Origin of the sequence: Pseudoflavitalea sp. G-6-1-2 (genome assembly GCF_012927185.1) — a bacterium.
GTDB lineage: Bacteria > Bacteroidota > Bacteroidia > Chitinophagales > Chitinophagaceae > Pseudobacter.
In genome coordinates this window covers 1,166,225-1,191,341 of record NZ_JABBGB010000003.1, presented here as the reverse complement: position 1 = coordinate 1,191,341, position 25,117 = coordinate 1,166,225, and the positions used below count along the sequence as shown (strand labels likewise).

General features: G+C 46.7%; 20 protein-coding genes and 1 pseudogene. 12 read left to right on the top strand and 9 right to left on the bottom strand.

Translation table 11 applies throughout. The features are described 5' to 3' along the window. Nucleotides 1–78: 78 nt before the first annotated feature. Complete coding sequence (locus tag HHL16_RS22215) at nucleotides 79–1,485, bottom strand: HAMP domain-containing sensor histidine kinase (protein ID WP_169427529.1); 1,407 nt, start codon at nucleotides 1,483–1,485, stop codon at nucleotides 79–81. 226 nt (nucleotides 1,486–1,711) lie between these two features. Here HHL16_RS22215 and HHL16_RS22210 point away from each other — a divergent pair, with 226 nt between their 5' ends. The 4 genes from HHL16_RS22210 to HHL16_RS22195 all read left to right on the top strand — a co-directional run bounded on the left by HHL16_RS22210 (nucleotide 1,712) and on the right by HHL16_RS22195 (nucleotide 3,692). After that, nucleotides 1,712–2,017: a YtxH domain-containing protein gene (locus HHL16_RS22210; protein ID WP_169427528.1), complete on the top strand. Its 306-nt coding sequence runs from the start codon at nucleotides 1,712–1,714 to the stop codon at nucleotides 2,015–2,017. A 115-nt stretch (nucleotides 2,018–2,132) separates the two neighbouring features. Next, nucleotides 2,133–2,561: a YqaE/Pmp3 family membrane protein gene (locus HHL16_RS25120; RefSeq protein ID WP_240966289.1), complete on the top strand. Its 429-nt coding sequence runs from the start codon at nucleotides 2,133–2,135 to the stop codon at nucleotides 2,559–2,561. Between the two features lie 64 nt (nucleotides 2,562–2,625). Next, nucleotides 2,626–3,066, top strand: a complete 441-nt coding sequence (locus HHL16_RS22200) for an META domain-containing protein (protein ID WP_169427527.1) — start codon at nucleotides 2,626–2,628, stop codon at nucleotides 3,064–3,066. A gap of 41 nt (nucleotides 3,067–3,107) precedes the next feature. Further along, a complete protein-coding gene (locus HHL16_RS22195) occupies nucleotides 3,108–3,692 on the top strand; it encodes a hypothetical protein (protein ID WP_169427526.1) in 585 nt (194 codons plus the stop codon). Nucleotides 3,693–4,539: 847 nt separating this feature from the next. Here HHL16_RS22195 and HHL16_RS22190 read toward each other — a convergent pair. Continuing rightward, nucleotides 4,540–5,364, bottom strand: a complete 825-nt coding sequence (locus tag HHL16_RS22190; RefSeq protein WP_169427525.1) for a hypothetical protein — start codon at nucleotides 5,362–5,364, stop codon at nucleotides 4,540–4,542. Between the two features lie 240 nt (nucleotides 5,365–5,604). On the opposite strand from HHL16_RS22190, the gene HHL16_RS22185 reads away from it, so the two are divergent. Both HHL16_RS22185 and pgi read left to right on the top strand, forming a co-directional pair. Further along, the gene (locus HHL16_RS22185; RefSeq protein WP_169427524.1) at nucleotides 5,605–6,636 is read left to right on the top strand and encodes a GntG family PLP-dependent aldolase; all 1,032 of its coding nucleotides are present in this window, start codon (nucleotides 5,605–5,607) and stop codon (nucleotides 6,634–6,636) included. Nucleotides 6,637–6,864: 228 nt separating this feature from the next. Further along, nucleotides 6,865–8,517 (top strand): glucose-6-phosphate isomerase, encoded by a 1,653-nt coding sequence (gene pgi / locus HHL16_RS22180; RefSeq protein ID WP_169427523.1) that lies wholly within the window; start codon nucleotides 6,865–6,867, stop codon nucleotides 8,515–8,517. Between the two features lie 89 nt (nucleotides 8,518–8,606). Here the strand turns inward: pgi and HHL16_RS22175 are convergent, their stop codons facing one another. Further along, nucleotides 8,607–9,044: a DUF3276 family protein gene (locus tag HHL16_RS22175; protein WP_169427522.1), complete on the bottom strand. Its 438-nt coding sequence runs from the start codon at nucleotides 9,042–9,044 to the stop codon at nucleotides 8,607–8,609. 135 nt (nucleotides 9,045–9,179) lie between these two features. After that, nucleotides 9,180–11,057: an ABC transporter ATP-binding protein gene (locus HHL16_RS22170; RefSeq protein WP_169427521.1), complete on the bottom strand. Its 1,878-nt coding sequence runs from the start codon at nucleotides 11,055–11,057 to the stop codon at nucleotides 9,180–9,182. 407 nt (nucleotides 11,058–11,464) lie between these two features. Between HHL16_RS22170 and HHL16_RS22165 the strand changes: the two genes are divergently transcribed. The 6 genes and pseudogenes from HHL16_RS22165 (at nucleotide 11,465) to HHL16_RS22140 (ending at nucleotide 16,271) form a co-directional block, all read left to right on the top strand. Then, complete coding sequence (locus HHL16_RS22165; RefSeq protein WP_346766853.1) at nucleotides 11,465–12,043, top strand: RNA polymerase sigma-70 factor; 579 nt, start codon at nucleotides 11,465–11,467, stop codon at nucleotides 12,041–12,043. Nucleotide 12,044: 1 nt separating this feature from the next. Continuing rightward, nucleotides 12,045–13,040, top strand: a complete 996-nt coding sequence (locus HHL16_RS22160) for a FecR domain-containing protein (RefSeq protein ID WP_169427519.1) — start codon at nucleotides 12,045–12,047, stop codon at nucleotides 13,038–13,040. 97 nt (nucleotides 13,041–13,137) lie between these two features. Beyond that, entirely contained in the window at nucleotides 13,138–14,289 is a 1,152-nt protein-coding gene (locus tag HHL16_RS22155; protein ID WP_169427518.1) for a hypothetical protein, read from the top strand. A 48-nt stretch (nucleotides 14,290–14,337) separates the two neighbouring features. Further along, complete coding sequence (locus HHL16_RS22150; protein WP_169427517.1) at nucleotides 14,338–15,129, top strand: class I SAM-dependent methyltransferase; 792 nt, start codon at nucleotides 14,338–14,340, stop codon at nucleotides 15,127–15,129. Nucleotides 15,130–15,186: 57 nt separating this feature from the next. Further along, nucleotides 15,187–15,756, top strand: a pseudogene (locus HHL16_RS22145) (YeeE/YedE thiosulfate transporter family protein); the annotation flags it as partial. 11 nt (nucleotides 15,757–15,767) lie between these two features. Next, nucleotides 15,768–16,271: a DUF6691 family protein gene (locus HHL16_RS22140; RefSeq protein WP_169427515.1), complete on the top strand. Its 504-nt coding sequence runs from the start codon at nucleotides 15,768–15,770 to the stop codon at nucleotides 16,269–16,271. A 92-nt stretch (nucleotides 16,272–16,363) separates the two neighbouring features. On the opposite strand, the gene HHL16_RS22135 is transcribed toward HHL16_RS22140, so the two are convergent. Genes HHL16_RS22135 through HHL16_RS22115 form a run of 5 tightly spaced genes read right to left on the bottom strand, consistent with a single transcriptional unit; the run spans nucleotide 16,364 to nucleotide 25,112 of the window. Then, nucleotides 16,364–18,526, bottom strand: a complete 2,163-nt coding sequence (locus tag HHL16_RS22135) for an IPT/TIG domain-containing protein (RefSeq protein WP_169427514.1) — start codon at nucleotides 18,524–18,526, stop codon at nucleotides 16,364–16,366. An 18-nt stretch (nucleotides 18,527–18,544) separates the two neighbouring features. Beyond that, nucleotides 18,545–21,805 (bottom strand): TonB-dependent receptor, encoded by a 3,261-nt coding sequence (locus tag HHL16_RS22130; RefSeq protein WP_169427513.1) that lies wholly within the window; start codon nucleotides 21,803–21,805, stop codon nucleotides 18,545–18,547. A gap of 11 nt (nucleotides 21,806–21,816) precedes the next feature. Then, nucleotides 21,817–22,800, bottom strand: coding sequence for a fasciclin domain-containing protein (locus HHL16_RS22125; RefSeq protein ID WP_169427512.1), 984 nt, complete (start codon nucleotides 22,798–22,800; stop codon nucleotides 21,817–21,819). Nucleotides 22,801–22,817: 17 nt separating this feature from the next. Continuing rightward, the gene (locus HHL16_RS22120) at nucleotides 22,818–24,011 is read right to left on the bottom strand and encodes a fasciclin domain-containing protein (RefSeq protein ID WP_169427511.1); all 1,194 of its coding nucleotides are present in this window, start codon (nucleotides 24,009–24,011) and stop codon (nucleotides 22,818–22,820) included. A 12-nt stretch (nucleotides 24,012–24,023) separates the two neighbouring features. After that, entirely contained in the window at nucleotides 24,024–25,112 is a 1,089-nt protein-coding gene (locus HHL16_RS22115) for a fasciclin domain-containing protein (protein ID WP_169427510.1), read from the bottom strand. Nucleotides 25,113–25,117: the final 5 nt, after the last annotated feature.

Genomic DNA, 25,117 nt, shown 5'->3' with positions numbered 1-25,117 from the left:
CTGTTTAGCTCCCAAGCTAAAAAAAATGCCTGACGCTTCATGGAATTTAAAGAAGTTTTAACGGCGGCGGAAAGCCATTCAGGAGGCCGTAGCGATCCTGCCGAACTCATAACGCGGTAAAATAACCGAAAAGGTACTCCCCTGTCCCGGATTTGAATTTACTCTGATGCTTCCTCCGTTCTTCTCCAGAAATTCTTTGCAGAGTTTCAGTCCTAATCCTGTTCCGGTTTCGGAGTGCGTGCCTCTTGTGCTGAAATAGATTTCGCCGAAAAGCTGACTGATGGTATCGGGCGTCATGCCGATGCCGGTATCCTGTACGGAGATCTCCACCCCATCGGAATGCTCGGTAGCGCCAATCCATACCGTGCCGTGAGCAGGCGTGAACTTGATGGCATTGGATAAGAGATTGCGCAGCACCAGTCGCAGCATTTCGCGGTCGGCATAGCAGTAAACGGGTTGATCGAGCGTGGCTTCGAGCCAGATCTTTTTATTATCGGCCTGAAGGCCCAGCAGGGACATAGTTTCTGTGATCATCGTTTGAAGATCGAGTACTTCGGGTTGAACCGATTCGTGTTTCATTTGCGAACGGCTCCATACGAGCAGGTTTTCCATAAGACTGGTTACGTAGTTCATTTCATTTGAAATACCGGGCAGCAGTTCTTTCAGCTCCCGTGCAGACATTTTCGATCGCTGCATGTTGAGAAAAAGGTTGCGGAGTGCATACATCGGCGTTTTGAGATCGTGGGCAATTACAGAGAACAGTTTGTTCTTCACCTGATTGAGCTCTGTAAGTTCCTGCGTCTGCAATTCGAGCAGGGCGGCTTTTTCAGCGATCTCTTTTTTCTTTTTAGCGATGTCGGTATTGCGTTGATGCAGCTCGCGGCTTTTTACAACAAGCGTGTATTGATAGCGCATATGTTCCTGTTTGATGAGGAAGAGCGCATAAAAGATAAATCCCAATGCCAGCATATGATTAACGGCGAATATCCAGTAGCTGATATCGGCGAGCCTGAACTCGTACTCACGGGGCACAACAACCGCAATCACAAAACAGCTGCTGCTCCAGCAGAAGCTTACGATCATGCTGGTCATGTGATGGAGAAAGAAAACGGCCATCACAATGTACAGCAGAAAGAAGAGGCTGATGCCCACATCTGCCCTACCGAGATACACAATGCAGGTAACCATCGGATACAATCCGAAATAAGCCAGTCGCGCATTGCGGTAGCGGTACTTTCTATTGAGTAAAAGAACAAGTGTGCAAATGAGCATCGGACTGATAGCCACGTACCATGTGAGCGGAGGGAGATGCTCTGTACTTGCGAGTCCCGCAAAAATGAGCAGCAGTCCGCATAACATGCTGATGCAGTTGAGCTGGTTGAATATGATGAGCTTGCGCCTTTCGTATTCTTCCATGCCTGAATACACGCCCATGGTACAGAGAACCGTCCAATGCTTTAGCAGGGCCTGGCCGCAGGTTTGCATATAAAGCTGTTTACAGGATAAGGAACGCCAACAGTAACGCAGAAGTCACTGATTTTATTTCGGTTAAAAAGAGTGGGGAAAAACCGCTGAACAATTATTATATGTAAATTGCTGTAACAGATTTAATTCCCCTTTAATACGCTTGACCGTTCTGGCAGGATTCTTGAAAAACTGAGGTAGTCCTCTTCCGTTTATACCGATTATTCATCATTTAAATACGCATGTTATGAGTACACAAAAAGTAATGCTCGGCACGCTTACAGGAGTATTGGCAGGAGTAGCTATCGGATTGCTGGTGGCGCCGGCATCGGGCAGCGAAACGAGGCAGAAACTGGCAGATTCAGCAGCGTCGCTGAGAAAGAGATGGAACCGTATGATGGGCCATACTGCAGACGAACTGGATGAATTGAAAGAAGTATTCGAGCAGGAGATCAGCGGGCTGAAAGACGATGTGAGAGAGCGGGTGCTTCAACTGATCAATGCCACCAAAGCCAGTGGAAACAGCATTAAGGAGCAGGCCAGCACGCTGTAAACCTGCTTATAGTCCCAATTTTACCAGGCTATCGAACTGTTACTACAGTCGGTAGCTTTTTTTATTATTACAAATTCATTAACATTGTATCCAATAACTATTAAAACGTCGAACTATGAAAAAACTCAACACCCGCCTATTTGCATTCCTTCTTCTTACACTCACTATTTCTTCACCAGTACTGGCTACTGTAATGGTTGAACCCGTTCCTGTTTCAGTACCTGCTTCAAAAGAGCCTACTCCTGAAGAAGTAAAGGCAGCACTCGAAAGCTTCAAGGCCCTGCCCCGCAAAGAGCGAAAAGAAAGAATGAGAGATGCAAAGAAGCTGATGAAAGAGTACCGTGCAGACAAACGTGCAGGTAAATCAACAGATGAGACCAATCAGGTATTGCTGGCGATCCTCGCTATTCTGTTGCCACCACTGGCTGTATATCTGAAAGAAGGTCAGATCAATGGTAAGTTCTGGCTCAGCCTGGTTCTTACGCTCCTGTTCTGGATCCCAGGTGTTGTGTATGCCCTGCTGGTAGTGTTCGACGCTATCTAAGCTGGTACGCCCATACCGTAGAAAGATGGAATTGAACACATCTTTCACCAGAAAATTCACTTGCATGAAAAAGTTATCATTCCTGCTCTCCGGAATGGCAGCTGTACTGGTAATGGCCGCCTGCAGTTACAGCAGAAACGGCTCATCGGGCAGCAATCATTCGCTAGAAGGCACCAACTGGAAACTCACTGCATTGAGCAGCTTACCCAAAGGATTGCCCAAGACGCCGCGGGAGATTACGCTCCGCCTCGATACCGGACGGGTATTCGGAAGCGGCGGATGTAACAGGTACTTCGGGTCTTACAGTCTTAATGGAACCGGGCTCAGGTTCAATGGAGTGGCGAGTACCAAGATGTTCTGCCAAGGTGCAATGGAGGCGGAAGACGGACTGATGCAGTCCCTGAATAATACGGATGGGTATTATGTTCGCGGGCGATGGCTGATGTTATTAAAAGGCATCGATACGCTTGCGAAGTTTGAAGCGACAAAAACGATGGAGAAATAAGTACAATTTGAAGGAGCGCCGGATGGCGCTCCTTTTTTTATATGGAAAAAGAAACACTCATTCAACTTGCCTATACCTTTTTTCCGAAAGGTTTGAGTTATGATGATAAACTGATTTTCGAAAGCTCAAAAGAATTCAGGCATTTGGTCGAAGTAACTTCTCAGTCAGAAGAATTGAGCAGGAAATGGCATTCGCTACTCAACGTATTTCAGCGATTAGGATATTCAATAGAAGAAATTGGATATGAGGAAAGACCACCAAGAAGCTTCAGGATAGCAATAAGAAAAAAAGGGACTTTATTCCCTTTTATAGTAGTTACAATGAGTAAATTGATACCGTTTTTTTCGCTTTATTCTATAGCTGAGAAATATGACTTTTCAGAATCAGACTCTCCGGTGCTATTTCAGAATTTTTCTATTAAAGAGCGTGAGATCAGCAACGAAATTGAGGGCTTGATCAGATCCGAATTCACAGAGTTTGATATTTTCCCAGCGGACTTAATCAATGTTGAAGTAGAAGATATTGAGTATGGTGAACTTGGTATTGTAAAAAGTAAAACCGATGGTTATTTCTTTACACCAATGACTCTATACAATGTTTACTTTGCAAACTTTTTGTTTTATTAATTCAGATTCGAAACATTAGGTAAGTTCTTTCCACTCGTTGTTGTATCCAACCTTCAAAACTTCAACGAATTCAGGTTTGATGCTTCGCCCATTTGTAGCGAGATTGAATCCAGTCTGTTGTATCATGCTTTCAAGACTTCAACTAACTTAGGTTCGATACACCAAGTTAAAGTTGTTGGTCCTGGAAGTCTTCGTTGTATCATGCTTTCAAGACTTCAACTAACTTAGGTTCGATACACCTTGGTCCTGGAAGTCTTCAAGCCCGGTAAGTTGTATCATGCTTTCAAGACTTCAACTAACTTAGGTTCGATACACCAGTAATCGCTAAAACTCGTTACTGATGTACCTTTCCTTCCTTTTCTACGATCAAAAAAACTCGGTTTTTCTACCACTTACGTCTCCTGTAAAATCATTTTCCCAATCCTGTACAAGCAATACCTGCTGAACAGATATACAGCACGGACGTTACATACTCTTACCACGGACCCGCCCCGCTCCTCACAGGGAGTACGAAGCAGGTAAGTAGCGACTAAAGCTTAAGTACGCTCAATGTTTTGCCGGAGTTGACGTGGACTTGATCTGGAAGCGATCTGCCGATGAGGTTTCTTCGATGTAATTGCAATTTGAAGTCGCAGTTTTGATGTTGCGGAGTATATGCAACTGCGTTTTGAGTGAAGTAAATGGTGAGTAAGATACCATGAAGAAGAAAATATGAGTGGACATTGAAGAAAAACGATGGTTGCGAAAATGAGTATCCTCAGAGCGCTGCTCTGTAGTGAGAAATCGAATCTTTGAATCAATAAAATCTGCCTTAGATTTTTAAGCGCAGTGCTGCGATGATCATTTTCTATTCCCGCTGTTCTTTCAGACGAGAATTGTGGAATGTATCGTTGCGTATTGGAACTATTAATTCTGATGAAGTTTGAAGTAATTGTTTGTCTCCAAAGTACTGCGAATTTTGTGCCGTTTGTTGTTTAACAGCATCGCGTTTCTGTTGTAATCTGCGTTGCTTTTTAGAAACAGTATTTGCCGGAGGCATTTCCACTTTGATAATATCGGTGGCCAGGTATCGCTTATCGTACAAAGGATATTTTCCCTGATAAGGATTTGCCTGCAACACCACTATCAGCGTGCCTTTGCCGGGAAGGTTTGCATCGAATTCTATTGGTTTGAAATCTGCAGACCAACGCACGAACTCGTGCATGTAAGACCGTTCAAGAGATTGGAGAATTTTTCCTGTTGTTATATCAATCCTCATAGCAATGAGCCTGTACTCCATATGCGTGACCTTTATGTGTCGAGGTTGGAGGATTTTGGTGATGCGGAGTATGTTATCATCCCCAAGTATGGGAGACTGCAAAAAATCTGAGATATGCGACTGTTGATTGAACCGGTAGCCTCTGAGCCCTTCCACTCCTGATTGAATGATGGCTTTGTTGAGGCGGTTAACATAGCTTCTGTCTGTCTTTCCCAACAGATATGGAGCAAATGCTTGTCTTATCAGTTTGCCGGTATGGCTGGCTTCTCCGAATCGCTTCGCGGCTTTGCATGTAGCATTTGTCTGTTTTACTTCAAGCGGCATACTGCGGAGGCAATCTACCCCATTACGTTTGTAGCCGATCAGATCACCGACCCTGCCAGTGAACTTAACCTTACCTGTAAGGATAGCCATATATTAAATATTTGTAATGAATTTACTGAATCGGCAGCATTCAAATTCAGGATGGAATGTTAATAATCAGGCCCTTTACAAACAAAAACCGGTCTCCCATTGTAATGAGTGACCGGCTATTTCCGGGGAACGGATCAAACTTTCTTTTTTGGGTAAGCTTTCTATTCTACACTTACGAAACTCAGCAGGAATTGGATTGCGATTTTTCAATGTGTACATTCGTACCCTAATTATTTGAGCATGATCGACTTTCGTTCAGATACTTTCACCCTTCCTACCTCCGGCATGCTGGAGGCAATGATGCGTGCTCCTGTTGGGGATGATGTTTTCGGAGAAGATCCCTCCGTAAACAAGCTGGAAGAGCGCATGGCCGCTCTCTTTGGAATGGAAGCCGCCCTCTACTGCCCTACCGGCACCATGAGCAACCAGATCGCCATCAAAGCGCACACCCAGCCCGGCGACGAAGTGATCTGCGACCAGAACGCCCATGTGTTTGTGTATGAAGGAGGCGGTATCGCCTTCAATTCAGGCGCTCAGGCCCGCACCCTGCCCGGTGATCTCGGCAGAATCAATGCCCAACAGGTTCTCGAAGCCATCAATCCGGATGATGTCCACCGGGCCCGTACCAGCCTGGTCTGCCTCGAAAATACCAGCAACCGCGGAGGCGGCAGCTGCTACGAACTGGAGGAGATCCGCAAAATCAGGGAGGTCTGCGATGCCCACGGGCTTATCCTTCACCTCGATGGCGCCCGGTTGTTCAATGCCATCGTGGCTCAAAAGCATCAGCCATCGCAATACGGCGAACTGTTCCACAGCATCTCCGTATGTCTCAATAAAGGACTTGGCTGCCCCATCGGCAGTGTTCTCCTCGGCACCAAATCATTCATCACCAAAGCAAGGCGTATCAGAAAGGTACTGGGAGGCGGTATGCGGCAGGCAGGGTATATGGCTGCAGCCGGACTCTATGCCCTCGACCACCATATCGACCGGCTGGCCGACGACCACCGCAATGCGGGCATTGTTGCCGAAGCCATGCTGCAAAACGGACTCGCCGAATCTGTGCTGCCCGTGAGCACCAATATCGTAATAGCCAAAGTGAGCAACCGGTACACACCGGCTCAATTCACAGAAGTACTGAAACAAAAAGGTATTTTGTGTTTGCCTGTTTCATCTACCCAGATAAGACTGGTATTTCATTTGGGCATCACCGAAGAAATGGTGAACATAACTGTAGATACTATGCGAAATTTATCGAAAGCAGGAAGTTCTTAAATGAAAGAACGGGCAGTTATTAGCTGCCCGAACCTTACCTCATTCACGTAGGTTGCAGGGTTTAGGGGAAATACGTAGGGTAAAAATTGTAACTACGTAAAGAGAAGGGTTTTTAATCTTACTGCAAATATTCGATACCGTTATTTAACCGACCTACGTGTTTACTCTTACACCTTGCTAGAAACTACTATTGACAACCTTATTATTTTTGATCATAATATTAACCAGATGCTACCGAAAATTAAACCTCAGCGTACCGAAGTGTGGAAGAAACTGAACGCTCACTATAAGAAAATCAAGGACACAGAACTGAAAGAACTGTTTGCAGATGATGCCGAAAGGTTCGATAAATTCTCTCTTCAGTTCGAAGACATTCTGGTTGATTTCTCCAAGAACAGAATCACTCAGAAAACCCTGCACCTGCTGGAAGAGCTGGCACAGCAGTCTGAGCTGAAACCCGCCATAGAAGCCATGTTCAACGGAGAAGCCATCAACGAAACCGAAGGCCGCGCTGTGCTTCATACCGCCCTCCGCAACTTCTCGGGCAAGCCCGTAAAAGCAGAAGGACACGATGTTATGCCCGAAGTGCAGCGTGTGCTCAAACAGATGCAAAACTTCTCTGCGCGCGTGCACAATGGTGAGTGGACCGGCTACACCGGCAAGAAAATAAAATACATCGTCAACATCGGTATCGGTGGCAGCGATCTCGGTCCATACATGGTTACCGAAGCGCTGAAACCTTATTGGGTGGATGGCATTCAACCATACTTTGTTTCCAATGTAGACGGCACTCATATTGCCGAAACACTGAAGAAAGTAAACCCCGAAGAAACACTCTTCCTCATTGCGAGTAAAACTTTCACCACACAGGAAACCATGACCAACGCGCTCACTGCCCGTGCCTGGTTTCTCGAATCTGCGAAAGAAGAAGCGCATGTGGCCAAACATTTCGTGGCGCTCTCCACCAATGAAAAAGAAGTAGTGAAATTCGGGATCGACAAAGAGAATATGTTCGTGTTCTGGGATTGGGTTGGAGGAAGATATTCGCTCTGGAGCGCCATCGGACTGAGCATTGCGCTCACTATCGGTTACGATAATTTCGAGCAGCTGCTTCGCGGCGCACACGCTACCGATCTGCATTTCCGCAATACGCCATTCGATAAGAATATCCCCGTGATACTCGCCCTCATCGGGCTCTGGTACACCGATTTCTTTGGTACCCAAACGGAGGCTATCCTCCCCTACGATCAGTACCTGCACCGCTTTGCAGCTTACTTTCAGCAGGGTAATATGGAAAGCAACGGCAAGAGCACCGACCGCAGAGGCAAAAAGGTGGATTATGCTACCGGTCCGGTTATCTGGGGCGAGCCTGGCACCAACGGCCAGCACGCATTCTATCAGCTGATCCATCAGGGAACGGTGATGATCCCCTGCGATTTCATTGCACCGGCTATCAGTCACAATCCTATCGGCGACCACCATGCGAAACTGCTTTCCAACTTCTTTGCACAAACTGAAGCGCTGATGAACGGAAAGAGCAAAGACATTGTTCGTTCCGAACTGATCGCTGCCGGTAAGAATGAAGAGGAGATCAAAGCGCTTCAGCCATTCAAGGTATTCAGCGGCAATCGTCCTACCAATTCCATACTCATCAAAAAGATCACTCCGTACACACTCGGACAGCTCATTGCTATCTACGAGCACAAGATCTTTGTACAGGGTGTTATCTGGAATATCTTCAGTTTCGATCAGTGGGGAGTTGAGTTGGGCAAGCAACTGGCCAATGCCATTCTGCCGGAGCTGAAAGATGCGAAACCTGTGTCCAGCCACGATTCCAGCACAAATGGACTGATCAATGCCTGGAAGAAAATGAAGTTGTAAACAACAAAGGGACCTTGCCCCTTTCATAAAATAAAAAGCCCCGGAAGATCCGGGGCTTTATTGTTGAATTAGTTAGTACAGCGTTGGGATTACCATTTGTCCACCTCTTCGCTGGCTTCAGCAGAAGCGCTTTGAATTGGGGCGGCAGCTGTGGCAGCAACTGCAACAACTTCTGTAGCTTCAGCAACAGACTCTTCACCTCCGTCAACATCACCTCCGTGCTCACCATCATTCTCATGGTTGTAAGCATCGAAATCGAAGTTAGGCATCAGATCGGTCTTCACGTAATCAACAGCTTCGGTCAGCGCTTTCAGGAACTTGTTGAAATCTTCTTTGTAGAGGAAGATCTTGTGCCTGTCGTAACCGTTCTCGTTGAATTTCTTACGGCTTTCCGTGATGGTAATGTAATAGTCATTGCCGCGGGTAGCTCTCACATCAAAGAAGTAGGTCCTTCTTTTTCCAGCCCTGATGCGCTTACTGTAAACGCTTTCCATTCGTTTGTCGTTGTTTTCGTACGCCACAGTCATTTTGATTTTTGCAGTTTAATAATTTGGCAGTTTTACAAAAAAGTAGGCACAAATATAATATTGTTTTCGAACCGGCAAAATTTCCGGCCTGAATTTACGTGGTTTTCTTTAACCGGGCGTCAGTAAGCTAATAAATCAGTTATCGTCAGGAGCGTCGGATCTTTCAGACAATTGCTGTTCGTACAGATAAGCATAATACCCGTTTTGGGCCAGGAGTTCGGAATGCGTTCCGCGCTCCACCATCTTGCCTTCTTCCATTACAATGATCTGGTCGAAATCAAATAGTGTAAATATGCGATGCGTAATAATAATAGCAGTCTTGTCTTTAAGATATCTGTTGAGGTTGCCGAGGATCTCTTTTTCTGTTCTGGCATCCACTGCGCTGAGGCAATCGTCGAACACCACCACATGCGGATCTTTGATCAATGCACGTGCAATGGATATCCGCTGTTTTTGTCCTCCGCTGAGTGTTACGCCCCGTTCGCCGATCATGGTATTGTACTGCTCATGAAATCCGGCGATCTCTTTCTCCACCGATGCATGGCGCGCTGCCAGCTGCACTTTGGCCATATCCGGCTCGCCATCGAGGCCGAAGCTGATATTGCTGCTGATGCTGTCGCTGAACAGAAACACATCCTGCGGCACATAGCTCACCTGCTTTCTCAATGTCTGCAGATCGATCCTGCGCACATCGGTTCCATCGATCTCCACATTTCCGCCTGTTGGGTCGTACATTCTCAGCAGCAATTGTGCAATGGTGGTTTTGCCGCTGCCCGTATGCCCGATGATGGCGATCTTCTCCCCTTTTCTGATGTGCAGATCGAAGTCTTTCAGTGCATGAATGCCTGTATTCGGATAAACGAAGTTTACATGGTTGAATGCAATCGCTCCTTCCATCGAAGGCTTGAGTGCCTGCTCAGGATTTGGAATGGCAGTATCGGTATAGAGAAATTCATTCAGTCTTTTCTGCGATGCCGCTGCGCGTTGTATCATGCTGGCGGTCCAGCCGATGGCGCTTACCGGGAAGGTGAGCATATTCACATACATCACAAATTCTGCAATGGTGCCGATGGTGATGCTGGGATCATTTCCTTTGATGGCATAGATGCCGCCGATCATGATGGTCATTAAGGTGCTGAGCCCTATCAGCAATGCCATCGTGGGAAAGTATACTGCTTCGAGTTTCGCAAGCCCGATGGCATTATCCTTATACTCTTCACTGTTCTTATTGAAGAAGGCAAACATCGCTTTCTCCTGCACGAATGATTTGATAACACGGATGCCGGAATAAGATTCCTGTGCATTGGTGGTAAGATCGGACAGCAGGCTCTGAATGCGTTCGCTCTTCTTATTGATGATGGTGTTAACCCAATAAATGATGATGGCCAGCAATGGCAGTGGCGCCAGCACATACAACGTGAGCATCTTGCTGGTTTTGTACATGAAGAACACACTGAAGCCGATGGTAATGGCCAGGTTAATGAAATACATCAATGCCGGACCGGTATACATTCTAACACGGCTCACATCTTCCGCAATGCGGTTCATGAGATCGCCGGTGCTATGTGTTTTATAGAAATTGCTGTCGAGTTTCAGATAGTGATTGAACACTTCATTCTTCTGATCGTATTCGATGTAGCGGCTCATCACAATGATGGTCTGCCGCATGAGAAACAGAAAGAATCCACTGAGTATAGCCAGTGTAAGCAACACAATACCCGTCCATACGATCTTCTGGCCGAAGCTGAGATCGCCATGATTGTAGGTATGTATCAGTTCCTGCACGGAAATATCGTACCTGCTCTGCTTCTCGGCCACATTGGCCGCGCGTGCAGGAAAGTGATCCGGAGCATTCTTCTGAACAAGCTCCAGCTGTACTTCATCTATCACAAAACCTGTAAGCTGTGGTGAGAGAATTTTGAAGTAATTGGATAGTATAACGAAGAGGATACCAAACAGAAACCGCCACCGATACTTCCAGAAATATTTATTGATCGCCTTTAGATGCTTCAACCGGGGAAATTTTAGGCAAAGGTAAAGGATAAGCAAGAATATATTATCCTGGCCTACAGCCCCTGAGCCTGTATTTAATATTTTATTATGTCATTTTCCACGCAGGCGCCCCTGCATGGCAGATTTTACAATAGAAAGAAGCCGATCTGCTATTGCAAATGGCGCTGCAGGCCTTGCCATTCATCCAGTAAATATTGCGGCTGATTACAGATTACAGCATCTTTGCTCTGCTCCCGAACACTTAAGTTCCAGCGCGAAGTTCCGGAAGCACAACAAAAAGATACCGCTATTGTTTGTACATCGTGCAGCGATTTACTGCACAGACATATCAAAGCCGGGATAACCAGCTCCGGATTTTTTTTGAAACAGAGTAAGGGTATATTCCACCTGGAGTGTATCATATCTAAATACCATTTCAATCGCCTGCCCTGAAACAAGTTGAAGGCATACCTAACGCGGACGACAAACTCGCAAAGGCTGTAGAGCAGTATTTCCATAAACATATGGAAGGATTGCACCGTTACGCATGGACCATACTGCGCAACAACGAAGCCGCCCGCGATGCCGTGCAGACAGTATTTCTGAAGCTCTGGGAAAAACGCTCCACTATCGATGAACAGCAATCCGTGCAGAGCTGGCTCTATACCTCCGTGTACAATTACTGCCTGAATGTGAAGCGCAATGAAGCTGTAAGAATCAAATACACAGCTGATCAGCAGTTTCAGTCGACCACTTTAGTTTACACCGATCCTTTACTGAGCAAAGAACAGCAGCAACAGATCAGGGATGCGCTCGAAAGCCTGCCGCCTCAATGTAAACTGATCTTCCACAAAAGCCGTTTCGAGAACATGAAGTATGCGGCTATTGCAGCAGAGCTGGACATTTCCATCAAAACAGTGGAAGCACAGATTGGAAAAGCATTGAAGATATTGCGCGAAAAATTATCGCAGGTATTGGTAATGATCATCCTTTACGCAACCCTATAAAATGAGCCAACAACCATATATCATCGATGATCAGCTGCTGGCTAAATACCTGTCGGGCGAAGCTTTGCCCGAAGAGGCCATTCAGGTGGAGCATTGGCTGGAAGCAGACCCCAACAACAAAGCGATATTCGATCAGATCAGTGCTGCGTGGAATCAATTCAGTGCGGGCGAGCCACATCAGCTTCCCGATAAAAAATTATTCTGGAACTCGGTAAAGCAGCAGCTGCATCCACAAAGAACACAATCTGCTTCCGAAAAAATATGGCTCGTTCGTATTGGCATTGCTGCAGGTTTTCTGCTGATCATCTCCCTGCTCATCCGATATTTCAATACGGCTCAAAACAATCCGTCTTCTGTAACAGCAGAACTGGTGCAGAGAAAAACTTCAGATAATATTATCAACGACACACTTTCAGACGGCAGCGTGGTTACATTGGCCACCCAATCCGGCATCAGCTACCCTGCTCAGTTTAAAGGTAACAGAACAATTACCCTTACCGGTATGGCTTCTTTTGATGTTCGGCACATTGCTGCTGATCCGTTTACAGTGATAGCCGGACCGGTAACCATCAAAGTACTGGGCACCAACTTCTTTGTGTATCAGGATTCATTGGAAATAAAAGTAAATGTGCACACAGGTAAAGTGCGCATGTATGGAGGCGGCGACAGTCTTACCTTACTGCCAAACCAACAAGGCATCTATGATATCGCAAAGAAAAAGATAGATCTTGTTGAGCCATACGTGAAGCCACTGAGCAAAGCCGTGAAGGAGATGAACTTTCAGAACACTTCGCTGATAGAAGTAACGAGGTCGCTCGAAGCGCACTTCGGTGTAGAATTTGTATATGAGAACAGAGAACTGGCACACTGCACTATCAGCGCCAGTTTCGACAAACAGTCACTCGATTATATTCTCGAAGTGATTGCTGCTACACTCAATATTCAATTTAGAAAAGACCATAAAACCGTGTATCTAAGTGGAAAGAGTTGCGAGTAGATTTCTATACTGTGCATCATTGATCGTTTACCTTCTGTTGGTTGCTGCACCAACCCATTCGCAGCATACGAATCCGGCTTTGAAGAAACCTGTGCAATTGTCCAAAACCCAATGGACACTGCAGGAACTGCTCACACAGATCACACAGCAGACAGCAGTAAAGTTCTCCGTGAATACAAAGAAATTCCCTCCGGAAAAAATACTGAAATTAAGCAAGCGCAAATACACTGTTTACACGTTGCTCGAAGAGACCAGACAAACTACCGGTGTTAACTATGCGGAGTTTGGATCGCATATTATCTTTGCCGACAAAGTCGGAACTATGGTACCCACTTCTGTAAGGCCTTCCATCGCTGGCCTAACACGGGGGCCATACAGTCATCGTACTCCTAAAAGCGCAACCGATGCAAAGAAGAATGCAGCTGCAAATCGTTTCGCGGAAAACGGAATAAGGGAGAAAGAAATGGCGGCATCATTACCGGCTATCACCTCATCATTTGAAGAAAAGAGCACCATAACAGACAGCATTGTTTCCATCAGTTCCGTCAACAACAAATTACTTACTCCCGATAAACCGGCGCCTGCGATTCTCAAAGATCTTTCATCAAAAAGAGATGAGGAAGAAAAGATAAATTCAAGGCCGGACCGGGCTTCCCGAAGGCTTGCCAGAAGTGCGTTCCGGGCCGAACGCCGTGCGGAATCCGGAAGCGGCTACACCGGCCTCTTTGCCGCTGCCGGCTTAACAATCGATGATGCGCTCTATGCACAAACAACCATACTGGCCGGACATACATGGCTGTACGCTATCGGCAGTGTGGCCAGCAATTTCAGAAATGGTGGACCACGGTATGGGCTTGGAAGTTCAGTGCCTGTAAATCACCGCTGGAGCATCCATGCACAGTTTCTCACGGGTGGTCTCGATTACAAAAAAGACTCGTTGCCTTCTGCTCCGAAAACCGTTACACAACGTTTAAATACAGTTCGTCTGCTGGCATCGTGGAAGATCAGTGGTAACCTGCAGTTGCAGTTCGGTCCGGTTTTACATATGCAGCACCTGAAGCACGATAAAAGCGGTAGTCTCGTACCATTCAATATGACAGAATCGGAGATGTACGATAAATTCGGCATCGCACCTCCACTTTACAATCTCACCAATAATTACGATGAGAATGCCAGCAGTTTCCGCATGAGCTGGATAGGCGTTCAGGCAGGTTTATTTTTTAACCTGAATTTCTTCGAACAACGGTAAGGGTTTTCCTTTTGATGCGTGTATCATATTGAAACCACTGATACATCCATGATCGCAATACTGAAAACCGCCGAAAGAGCGGACAGCCATACCTATGCCAACAATTATATCTATCAACGCCACGTGTTTGCCTACAAGGCCATACCGTCTTCCAGCCTTCACGGGAAAACCGTACTGGAAGTGGGCTGTGGCGAAGGGTACGGAATGGAGATGCTGCATCATCAGGCAGCGCAATGGCTGGCAATCGACAAGAAAAAACCTGCACGTGTAGAGTTCAACGATCACAAACAGTTTCAATATTGTCTTCTCCCCCATCTCACCGGCATTCCCTCCAATAATTTCGATACCGTTATTTGTTTTCAGGTGATAGAACATATCGAAGATGATCATGCGCTGTTGCGCGAAATGAAACGCGTGCTGAAACCGGGTGGTACATTGTATCTCACCACGCCCAACAAAATGATGTCTTTAACAAGAAATCCTTTTCACGTACGCGAATACGCACCCGTTTCCATGCAGGTACTGATTGCGAAACATTTCCACCGTGCAAGTGTCGAAGGAATCTATGGCAATGATATTGTGATGGATTATTACGAAGCCAATAAGAAGAATGTACAGCGAATACTGAAATTCGATGTACTCGATCTTCAGCACAATCTGCCAGCCGCATTGCTCAGAGGCGTTTACAGCCTGATGAATAACTACAACAGGCTTCAACTCGCCCGCAAATCGCCCGATATCACTGCGGGTATTCTGCACACTGATTTTCAGCTGAAACCGCTCGACTCCGGCTGCCTCGACTATTTCGTCACTGCCAGAAAACATCCCGAAGAAGCATAGTGTGACCAATGTCACCAAAACAAGTATTATTTTGTAAGAGTTTTACAAAATAAATACACCCTGATGTTGCAAGCGATCCAAGCCCCATGGCCCTGGTATGTAGCCGGCGCTCTAATCGGACTGATAGTACCGGCACTGCTGTTGCTGGGCAATAAACATTTCGGCATATCCGCCAATCTGCGGCATGTATGCGCAGCCTGCTTTCCTGCAGGCATAAAATTTTTTCAATACAACTGGAAAAAGGAGATCTGGAATTTTGTGTTCGTCGGTGGCATCATAATCGGCGCCATCATTGCCACGCAGTTGATGAGCAATCCTGATCCTGTAGCGATCCATCCCGATCTTGCAAAAGAACTGGCCACTTACAATATCAACGATCACAGTGGCATGCTTCCGAAAGAGTTGTTCTCGTTTGAAAGTCTGTTTACGTTGCGTGGACTGATCATGCTCATCGGCGGTGGCTTTCTCGTAGGCTTCGGAACAAGATGGGCTGGAGGTTGTACATCCGGCCATTCCATCATGGGACTGAGCAACCTGCAATTGCCCTCATTGATAGCCACTATCATGTTCATGGTGGGAGGTTTCATTATGGCCAATCTCATCCTCCCCTTCATTCTTCGTCTCTAAACTCCTGAGTAATGCAAACACAACAAGCAACACCCGATACAGATTTTGAAGTAAGATCAACGGATACCATCTGCGTGAATGAATCGCAGCAACAGCATCCCGGTTGGTACAACCTGAAATACCTGGCGGTTGGAGTAGTATTCGGAATCGTATTCGTAAAAGCAGAGATCATCAGCTGGTTCAGAATTCAGGAGATGTTCCGCCTGCAAAGTTTTCATATGTATGGCGTGATAGGTACCGCAGTAGTGGTGGGCATGATCTCCGTATGGCTGATCAAAAAGTTCAAAGTGAAAACCATTCATGGAGAGGAGATCAGTTTTCAGAAAAAGAAATTCAGCAAGGGACAGATCTATGGCGGACTGCTGTTCGGTTTGGGATGGACGCTCACAGGCGCTTGTCCGGGCCCATTGTTCGCGCAGATCGGAACAGGTGTGTATGTGGTGATTGTAGTGGTGTTGTCTGCAATTGCGGGCACCTGGGTGTATGGATATTTCAGAGAAAAACTTCCGCACTAATACATAAAAAAGCAAACATGGAAGATCAGCGGGTTTGACTGTTGTGATTTGCTGATCTTGCCATGTTGCCAGTCCGAATATAACTACATCGTTTATTTCATTATGATCTTACGAACAGCCTTATTGTTCCTTTCGATCACATAGATATTTCCTTCCTTGTCTATACAAAGCGATTTGATATCCCAAAATTTCGCTTCGTTCAGCGTACCATCTTTGTATCCGGATACTGGTGATAAGCCGCCGCTCCAGCCGGTGAGTGTGGACACCATTCCGTCTGCCAGCACTCTTATTCCATTGCCGTCAACAACATGCATGATGCCGCTGTTTCTGTCGATAACGGTTCCGTTCAATGTGCCGAACATGGCCGATCTGTATGGTCCGTTTACAGATCCGTAACTGGTACTTCCTGCAAATACTTCTTTGCGGCCATCAGGCAATATATGGAACACATCATTGTAGCTGTAATCGCCATTGTAAAAGATCTGTCCTGCATTATCAATCGCAATCAATCCGGTAGCGGATTCATAGGTGTTGCTTACTTTGGTGGCATTTCCCAATGCATCCAATCTGTAGATCGAACTGTACTGCGATCCTACATAGACAACGTTGTTCTTGTCTACCCCCATGCCTGTCGGAGTAAAGCCGAGTATTGCGAATGTTTTAACATTTCCGTCTGAAGTGATCTGTCTTACTCTCCTGTTTAAAACATCCAGCGCATACAGTATGCCGTTTTCACCCATTGCGAGCGTAGTAATAAAATTGAAGCGGGCATTGGGCCCCATATCATCTGCAAAACCGGAGGTAGTGCTTCCTGCGAATACAGAAACGGTTCCGTTTGGTGTTACTTTTTTGATGAGGTTACCATCGGATACGAACACATTGCCTGAAGCATCCACTGCAATTCCTTCAGGGTAGCTGAATTCATTCGCAGATGGATTACCCGCGATGGTGATCACACCTGCCCTTCTGAAAACCGGACCAGTTGCATCGAGCCCACCGGCTTTCACAGTGATGGCGCCAGTAGTGAATGCAGCAGGTGCTTTTACTTTCAGTTCAGATTCAGTGGCGCTCACTACAGTTGCAGCAACGCCATTGAAGAATACCTGATTATCCGCAGTCAGCGAGCCAAATCCCATGCCAGCGATAGTTACGTCGGTTCCTGTCAATCCATTGTCGGGCGTGAGTTTCACAACGCCGAGAGATTGTTCTTTGAAAAGCGGGCCGCCGGTTTGTTGTCCGTTCACCGTTACGAGTATATTGCCTGCACCTGCACCCGCTGGTACTTTCACCGTCATTTTCTTTTCTGCTGAAACAACGATGGTAGCGGGTTTGCCATTGAATGTGATATTGATCTCATCGGCAAATTCACTGAAATATTCACCGGTAAATTCTATATCTCTTCCTGCAGGAGCGCTCAGTGGAGTGACTGTTTTCAGCACTGGTTTAGGAACAACGGTGAATACATTGCCGGATGTTTTTTGTCCGTTGATGGTCACCGAGATTGAACCTGTGGCTACTTCCGCAGGCGCTTTCACAACCAGCTTACCATTGCTGGCGCTCAGCACTTCCGCGGGTTTGCCGTTGAAGGCTATCAGGTTGTTTGCAGCATCTGTGCTGAACCCTTCACCGAGAATGGTTACTTCAGTTCCTGCACCACCTTTCAATGGTTTGATGCCGGAGATATGCTGGAAGCTGAATCCGGGGCCGGTCACTTCTTTGCCATTCACAAATACTTTGATGCTTCCGCTGCCAGCAGCCTCAGGTACTGCTGCAATCAGCAAGGTATCTGAGAGATCGGTAATGATGGCTTCTTTGCCATTCACCATCACTTTTGCAGGTGCTCCTGTATTGCCGAAACCTTCTCCGCTGATGCGGATATTGGTTCCTGCAGGTCCGTTGAGCGGATATACATTTTTTACGGTCAACTGCTGATACGTGTAGGTACCTGCATCGATTTTCTTATCGGCTACTTTTACGGAGAGTGTTCCGGTGCTTCCGTTTGCAGGAGCCTGCACCATCAGCGTAGAATCGTTTCTGCTCACTACCGTGGCAATTGTTCCGTTGAAGCTTACTTCGTTATCGGATGCTTTGGCACCAAACCCTTGCCCACGGATGGTTACAATGGTTCCCGCATTTCCGCCGTTAGGCCAGAATGCTTTCACCGCAAATGCAGGTTTTGCATTTTCGTGATTGTCTTTTTTACAGGCGAAGGCCAGTATCAGCATCAACGCCAGCAGTCCAAAATATCTTTTCATTGTCTTGTATTGATTGTACTAGAATGAATACCTGATGCCCATCTGCATCTGTGCTCTCGAATTGAAGAAATCCACAGAATATGGTTTGCCCGGATTATCGAATGTGTACACCGGATAACCTTCAGGATTCTGCTTCGCAGGGAATGCAGGTGTTAAGCCTACACTCGCTGTTGAGTTGAATGTATTCGGTGAAAAATAGATCCTTCCCCAGCTGCTGTTGATGAGGTTGGTGAAGTTGATGATGTCGATGGTGAAACTGATGGCATGTCCGTTTGTGAGTTTGTACTCCTGTACAAAGTGAAGGTCTGCCTGCACATTCCATGGTGTACGGCCTGCATTGCGTTCTGTGAATTGCCCTCTGCGTGTGCGCAGGTATTTGTCGCCATCGATATAGGCATTGAATGCTGCAGCCTGCGCGGCTGCTGTGATTGAATGCCCATTCTGACCAGTATAATCCTGAAAGAATTTCACTGCTTCTTCACGTTGCGGAATAAAAAGCAAACTTGTTTGCTGTGGCAATCCCTGTACGCTGTTGTTGACAACACCATAGGTAAACGGACTTCCGGACTGAGCCGTAGCGAATACAGTGAGGGAGCTTGTCCAATGATCGTTCCAGGCTTTTCTGTAAGTGGCATTGGCAACAATACGATGGCGAAGATCGAAGTTAGACCATGCCAGTCCGGGATTGTTGGGGCTCAGCGCCTGATTCAGCTGCCAGTTGCTTTCCATTGAGTTGCGGATACCATTGGAGATATCTTTCGATCCACCATAGGTGTAGGCCAGCGAGGCATTCAATCCAAACGCATATGTGCGGCTCACAGTTGCAGTGAGACTGTAACGATAACCCTGCTTTGTATTGCTCAGCAGATAAGCGTTGGAGAAACGGGGATCAACTGTTCCACTGTAGATGGGTTGCTCTTTGTTTTTATCGTAAGGATAATATTTTGGATCGTCTTTGATATTGATCTGTTGAAACATCACATCCTTCAGCGTTTTGGTAAAGAGGGCTTCGAATCCGAATTTGTATCCGCTTTCAGTACTGTAATCGAGCGCTACGCTGCTGCGCCAAACCTGCGGCATTACAAATCCGTTATCGATTACATCCACCTGTGTTTTTCCTGAATTTCTGTTGTTGATCACAGCACCGTTCTGTTCAATGAATCCCGCTATGCCGTTGGGCCCAGCGAGTAATGGATCAGAACCGGGAACAAATACTTTCGTGTCTGCTTTCTGATCGAATGATCCGTAGTTGATGCCGTTGTTGTAGTAAGCATATGCCAGCCATGCGAATGGAATGCGGCCGGTGAACAATCCTGTTCCACCGCGGATGATGATGCTCTGATCTCCTTTCACATCATACCTGAATCCAAGTCGTGGCGACAACTGCACTTTGTTGAGGTAGTTGTTGTTGATTCTGTTGAGCGGTGTGTACGTGTAGGTTGTTCCGAATGCGTTATCGGTAATGGCGTTCTGCACCTGCTCGCTCATGGCTGGCTTTTGAGGAAGCCAGGTGTAGTCTGCACGAAGACCGGGGATCAGCTTCAGTTTGTCTGTCACCTGAATTTCGTCCTGCGCATACAGGCTATGCATGTTCACATTGAACACCGCTTCGGGATTGGCAAGAATATAATCGCGGTTATTGTTGTTGAAATTGTAGCTGCCGCGAACGCGGTATGGTTTGTTGGCGAGATAGTCTTCCACGCTGAGATAGTCTACACGGCCATTCCAGCTGTTTACAAATCCGTAGTTGATGCGATACAACTCGTTGTGCGTTCCGATGAGGATAGTATGTTTTCCTTTTCTCAGCGTTACGTTATCGGTGATCTCGATAGTGCGTTGTTTCATATTGAAGATGCTCGCTTCGCGGTCGGTACCAAAATAAATGGTAGTGCCCGGAGTGCGGCCTGCCACCTGCACCTGCGGCAATGCAGGGTCTGCGGTGGGTGAGCGTTTATCATGCACGGCGCTGTATCCTGCGATGAAGCTGTTGCTCCATCCTCCATTGAAACGGCTCTTCAGTTCGAGCACAGTTGAATGCTGGTTATTGCTTTGTTCGTAAGCCATGCTGCTGAACCGGAAATCCTGCTGATCACGATCCATGTTCATCGCTTTGGAGAAAATGGTGTTGTTGCGAAGACTCAGCTGATGTCTGGCATTGATATTCCAGTCGATGCGGTTGAAGAATTTCTGTGAACGCGACCAGGCATTGTAATCACCTGCAGTACCGGGATCGAAACGATTGCCATAACGCTTCACGGTTTCCGTTCGGATCTTGTCTGCATCTTCGGCACTGAGAATACCCGCAGTTTCAGGGCTTCCGGCCAGCAGTTGCACCGGATCGCGGCGACTGGTGATCTCTTCGTTGGTGAAGAAAAAGAGTTTGTTTTTGATGATGGGGAAACCTACTCTGAAACCTGCCTGATAATCGTGGAAGTCGGATTTCATTTTACCGGTTGATCCGGTTTTATCTTTTCCGGTGATGGTGGCATTTCTGCCAAATCCATACACGGAGCCGGTTACTTTGTTGGTACCGCTGCGTGTTACAGCGTTGATGCTGCCTCCGGTGAAGTTGCCGATCTTAACATCGTAGGGTGCAAGATATACCTGCATGTCTTCGATGGCATCGAGCGAAATGGCATTGGAGCGCGTGCTCGATCCGGGCATGCCTGAGCTGCCGGTGATGCCTCCGCTCGAAGGACTGAACCCGATCGCATCGTTATTGATAGCTCCGTCGATGGTAATATTGTTGTAACGGAAATTGGTTCCTGCAAATGAATTGTCCTTAGAGCCTTGCGGAACAAGTTTGGTGATGTCCTGAATGCTGCGGCTGATGGTGGGCATCGAATTCAGCTGCGTTCTTCCGATATTGAGTCCTGCACCTGTAGAATTGGCTCTGGCAGCTCCTTTGCGGGCTTTCACTTCAACAGAAGCCAGTTCTTTTTCCGAAGCAGTGATTGTTACATTCAATTGCAATGGCTCACCGAGACGAACGGTTATGGAACTGATCGCCTGCGGTGCTCTTCCAGCCATTGTAATTTTCAGGGTGTAAGGTCCACCGATACGGAGACCGGGGAGATAATATCTTCCATCGGCGCCTGTGGCAATGCCATAGCTGGTTCCGGATGGTTCGTGAATGGCAGTGACAGATGCACCAGCCAATGGTTCTTTTTTATCGTCTGTTATCTTTCCGGTGATAGCGCCGTTGGTTTCCTGGCTCCAGCCATGTGTGCCAATCAGTACCATACAAAGCAGAAAGCAAATACGCAGGATCTGTTTCATGGGGAATATTTTTACTGGTTTTCTTTCAGCACCTGGTCGATGATATGCATCACGCCATTGCCTGCCAGCAGATTGCCTTTTAGAATGTTTGAGTATGTGGCATTGCTCAGTCCTTTTACTTTAATGCCTGTATAGTTGATGCCTGTTTTGGTCAGCGATACCTGAATGGGATTGCCATTGAGCATCGCCTGATCAGACACTTCAGCAGCGCCGGTAGTGAGTATGTAATCGTAAACGAATCGGCGGCCTTCGAATAGCTGGTAGCGAAGGAGATTCTTTATCACCGTTGCATCTGCATTCAATACAGATTCGATAGTGGGATATCCCGCTTCGCGGAAAGCCTTGTTCGATGGTGCGAATACAGTGTAAGCTTTGTTGGTCTCCAGCAACGATTTCATATCGGCATGTTGCAACGCCACATTAAACCAGGTGAGTGTAGTATCAGCTGCTGCCAGATCTGAGAGACGCTTGTGCACCATCGGCTGCAGCAGCTGGTCGATGGCCTGTATGGTGCCATTGCTGGCTTTCAGGTTTCTGCTGATCACGCGCGATCCGTTGATGGTAAGAACAGTATCCTGATTCTTTACCCATCGCGTTATGTACATGCTTGCACCTGTGATGGAGCTGATCTCCTGATTGAATGCAAAAGGCAGTTTAGTAAAGTCCCAGATACCATCGATAATATGATAAGGAACGATGTTGTTGAGTATGGCTGCATCTTCGGTGAGCACTGAATTCTCAGTACTATATCCATTTCGGATGAAAGCGTTGTTATCGGGGACCAGCACAGTGAAAGGCCCTTCCTCTCCCAGCTTCTTTTTGTAAGCTGTACGGCCAAGCGCCGTGTTGAAGTAAGAGAAATTGAATTTATTGTCGTCGATGATAAAAGTGAGACGGTTGGAGAGATCACTCTCCTTCTCCGGCAATGTTTTATCGTTCTTGCTGCAGGCTGCGAGTGCAAGCGCCGCCATGCAGGTGTATAGCAATTGTTTCATTGTTCAGTGTTTTTAGCCTAAGGCATAAAGAGGTTGTCTACCACGTGGATCACGCCATTCAGCGTTCGGATATTCTTATCTGCGATCGGCACCGGTTGCCTGTTCGATTTCAGCAGTTTTATCAGCGGCTCTTTATCCGGACTACTGAATGCAAGCGGAATAAATAAAGGAGGCAGATAACCCGGACTGGAAGTAGTGAGTGGCATACCCGTTAATGAAGCTCCGTTATCGATGAGATCGTTGGTGAAGAAAACCGGACCAGAAAGGTCTTTTCCTCCCAATATCTGATACAGACCAGTACCATGAGGGAACAACAATGTATCCATGGAAGTAACAGGGACATGAAAGTATCCATCTTCCCCAGTTTCAGGCCAGGGGATCGGCCATGTGGCCAGAGAATAATTTCTGATATCGTCTACAGACTGAAAGCCTGCTTTTTTGAATGCTTCGTTTGAAGGCGCAAAAAGTGTATGCTGTGCTACCGAAGGGCCACCGGTGAGCGCCATCACTACCTGAATATCGCGCCATTCGGATGTATACAAACTATCGTTGATGCGGATTGCTTCACTGTAAAATTCCAGTCTGGGATCTTCAGCGATATATTGAATAAGTGTCTTTGTGGGACGCGGCACCATTCTGCTAACCGGATATATCGCGCCGTTGGTGGCCAGCTGAGCTTCGCTCCATTTGGATTGTGTTTGTCCGTTTACACAAACACTGTCATTGTGCGAACCCACAAAAAGAAAATCGGTATACAACTGTGAAGAAGAGAAATTGGGCACATCATCGCGTTTCGAAAGCGTGGCCAGTGTTTTACTTCCGGGGCTTGTGAATGCGCCGGGAAGTGTTTGTCCGGCAACGATGCAATAGGTAAGCATGCTGTCCAGATGCTTCGGATCTGCAGCATTGATCTTGTCTAAAGTCCAGCCGGCTTCTTCCATGGCTTTGTTCACCGGAAGAAAGAAGGTTAAAAATGCCGAGCCGCTCTTTTCGATAATGGTGTTCAGCGACGACCTTTTGAGGGCTGCCTGAAAGAGCGAAAAGTTGTTGCCTTCCTCAATCAGTTGCTGCCATTTTTTGGTGGCGCCGGTAAATGGCACCGGCTCTCCTACCGGCTCAGGCATTACATCTTTTTTACGGCAACCAACGAAGGCCACCGCCAGCACCAGCAGCGCTGTAAAGAATTTGTTATGTGGTATTGTATAGATCATGTGTAAGTTTTTTTATTTGCGGAACCTGGCTGGATCGAAAATCAGTTGATCGATCGTATGCACCACGCCATTGCTGTTGAGTTTATTGGAGTAGTTCAATCCTCCTGCGTAATACACAGTAGCGTTGCCGTGGGGGTTTACGTCCCAGATTCCGTTTATGGCCTTTTTGTAGATCCAGAGTGTGGCGATTTCCGTGAAATTGTAGGTAGAAAACGTATAGCCCGGATTCATTGCATAATCTGGCTGTATCATAATGCCATTGCTGATAGGCTGAGTGCCGTTCTCCGTAAGCGTAGCGGCATCACTGGCAAACACTCTGGCAGACTTCATTTGCAGCAGATATACATCGAACACCAGCGGATTGAATGTAGCAGGATTGATCTTCGCAATGCTGTCGGCTGTTAATCCATAAGCTAAGAATGCATCATTCACCGGAGCGTACACGGTCAGCAGCGGTTTGCTTTTCAGATCATCCCAATGATTGAATTTTTTCATGATGGCTGCAAAAAGCGACAGCTCCGATCTGGATGCGATGTAATCCTGCACCGTTCCGGTTGAAATATTCAATGGACGAAAAAGTATATGCAGCACGCCATTCGATAAAGGGATATTTCTTTTGGCTTCGGGCATTACAGGTACTCCGTTCACATAGGTATCTTTATTGTTGGCTCCCTGCGATTGTTGCTTTGAAATGCTTACATACAGCTCTTTTCCGTTCTGCGTTTTATACACATTGTCCAACTGCACCGGAAAGTTTGAAACATAATACCTGTCTGCAATCAGGTGATACTGGAGTATGAACTTCAGACTATCGGTATTCATTGCAGCGATTGATTCTTCCGTGATACCGATCTGATTGAAAGCTTTGTTATCCGGAGCAAACATGGTGAAAGCGCCCGGCTGTTTCAGGTCGTTCATCATTCCGGTTTTAATCAGGGCAGCTTTCAGAATGCTCAGGTCATAATTGTTTTCGATAAACTCTCCCATATTCCGCGGCAGCGTTGTTCTGTCTGCCGGCGCAGTGAGATCTTCTTTTTTGCAACCTGCTGCCATCATCAGCATCAGCAGTGCGCAAATTGATATGCTGGATATTTTTTTCATGATTG

Excerpts from the sequence above, each read along its gene's own strand:
- HHL16_RS22215 (WP_169427529.1), bottom strand. The coding sequence starts at position 1,485 with ATGCAAACCTGCGGCCAGGCCCTGCTAAAGCATTGGACGGTTCTCTGT.
- HHL16_RS22210 (WP_169427528.1), top strand. The coding sequence starts at position 1,712 with ATGAGTACACAAAAAGTAATGCTCGGCACGCTTACAGGAGTATTGGCA.
- HHL16_RS25120 (WP_240966289.1), top strand. The coding sequence starts at position 2,133 with ATGAAAAAACTCAACACCCGCCTATTTGCATTCCTTCTTCTTACACTC.
- HHL16_RS22200 (WP_169427527.1), top strand. The coding sequence starts at position 2,626 with ATGAAAAAGTTATCATTCCTGCTCTCCGGAATGGCAGCTGTACTGGTA.
- HHL16_RS22195 (WP_169427526.1), top strand. The coding sequence starts at position 3,108 with ATGGAAAAAGAAACACTCATTCAACTTGCCTATACCTTTTTTCCGAAA.
- HHL16_RS22190 (WP_169427525.1), bottom strand. The coding sequence starts at position 5,364 with ATGGCTATCCTTACAGGTAAGGTTAAGTTCACTGGCAGGGTCGGTGAT.
- HHL16_RS22185 (WP_169427524.1), top strand. The coding sequence starts at position 5,605 with ATGATCGACTTTCGTTCAGATACTTTCACCCTTCCTACCTCCGGCATG.
- pgi (WP_169427523.1), top strand. The coding sequence starts at position 6,865 with ATGCTACCGAAAATTAAACCTCAGCGTACCGAAGTGTGGAAGAAACTG.
- HHL16_RS22175 (WP_169427522.1), bottom strand. The coding sequence starts at position 9,044 with ATGACTGTGGCGTACGAAAACAACGACAAACGAATGGAAAGCGTTTAC.
- HHL16_RS22160 (WP_169427519.1), top strand. The coding sequence starts at position 12,045 with ATGAGCCAACAACCATATATCATCGATGATCAGCTGCTGGCTAAATAC.
- HHL16_RS22150 (WP_169427517.1), top strand. The coding sequence starts at position 14,338 with ATGATCGCAATACTGAAAACCGCCGAAAGAGCGGACAGCCATACCTAT.
- HHL16_RS22140 (WP_169427515.1), top strand. The coding sequence starts at position 15,768 with ATGCAAACACAACAAGCAACACCCGATACAGATTTTGAAGTAAGATCA.
- HHL16_RS22135 (WP_169427514.1), bottom strand. The coding sequence starts at position 18,526 with ATGAAAAGATATTTTGGACTGCTGGCGTTGATGCTGATACTGGCCTTC.
- HHL16_RS22130 (WP_169427513.1), bottom strand. The coding sequence starts at position 21,805 with ATGAAACAGATCCTGCGTATTTGCTTTCTGCTTTGTATGGTACTGATT.
- HHL16_RS22125 (WP_169427512.1), bottom strand. The coding sequence starts at position 22,800 with ATGAAACAATTGCTATACACCTGCATGGCGGCGCTTGCACTCGCAGCC.
- HHL16_RS22120 (WP_169427511.1), bottom strand. The coding sequence starts at position 24,011 with ATGATCTATACAATACCACATAACAAATTCTTTACAGCGCTGCTGGTG.
- HHL16_RS22115 (WP_169427510.1), bottom strand. The coding sequence starts at position 25,112 with ATGAAAAAAATATCCAGCATATCAATTTGCGCACTGCTGATGCTGATG.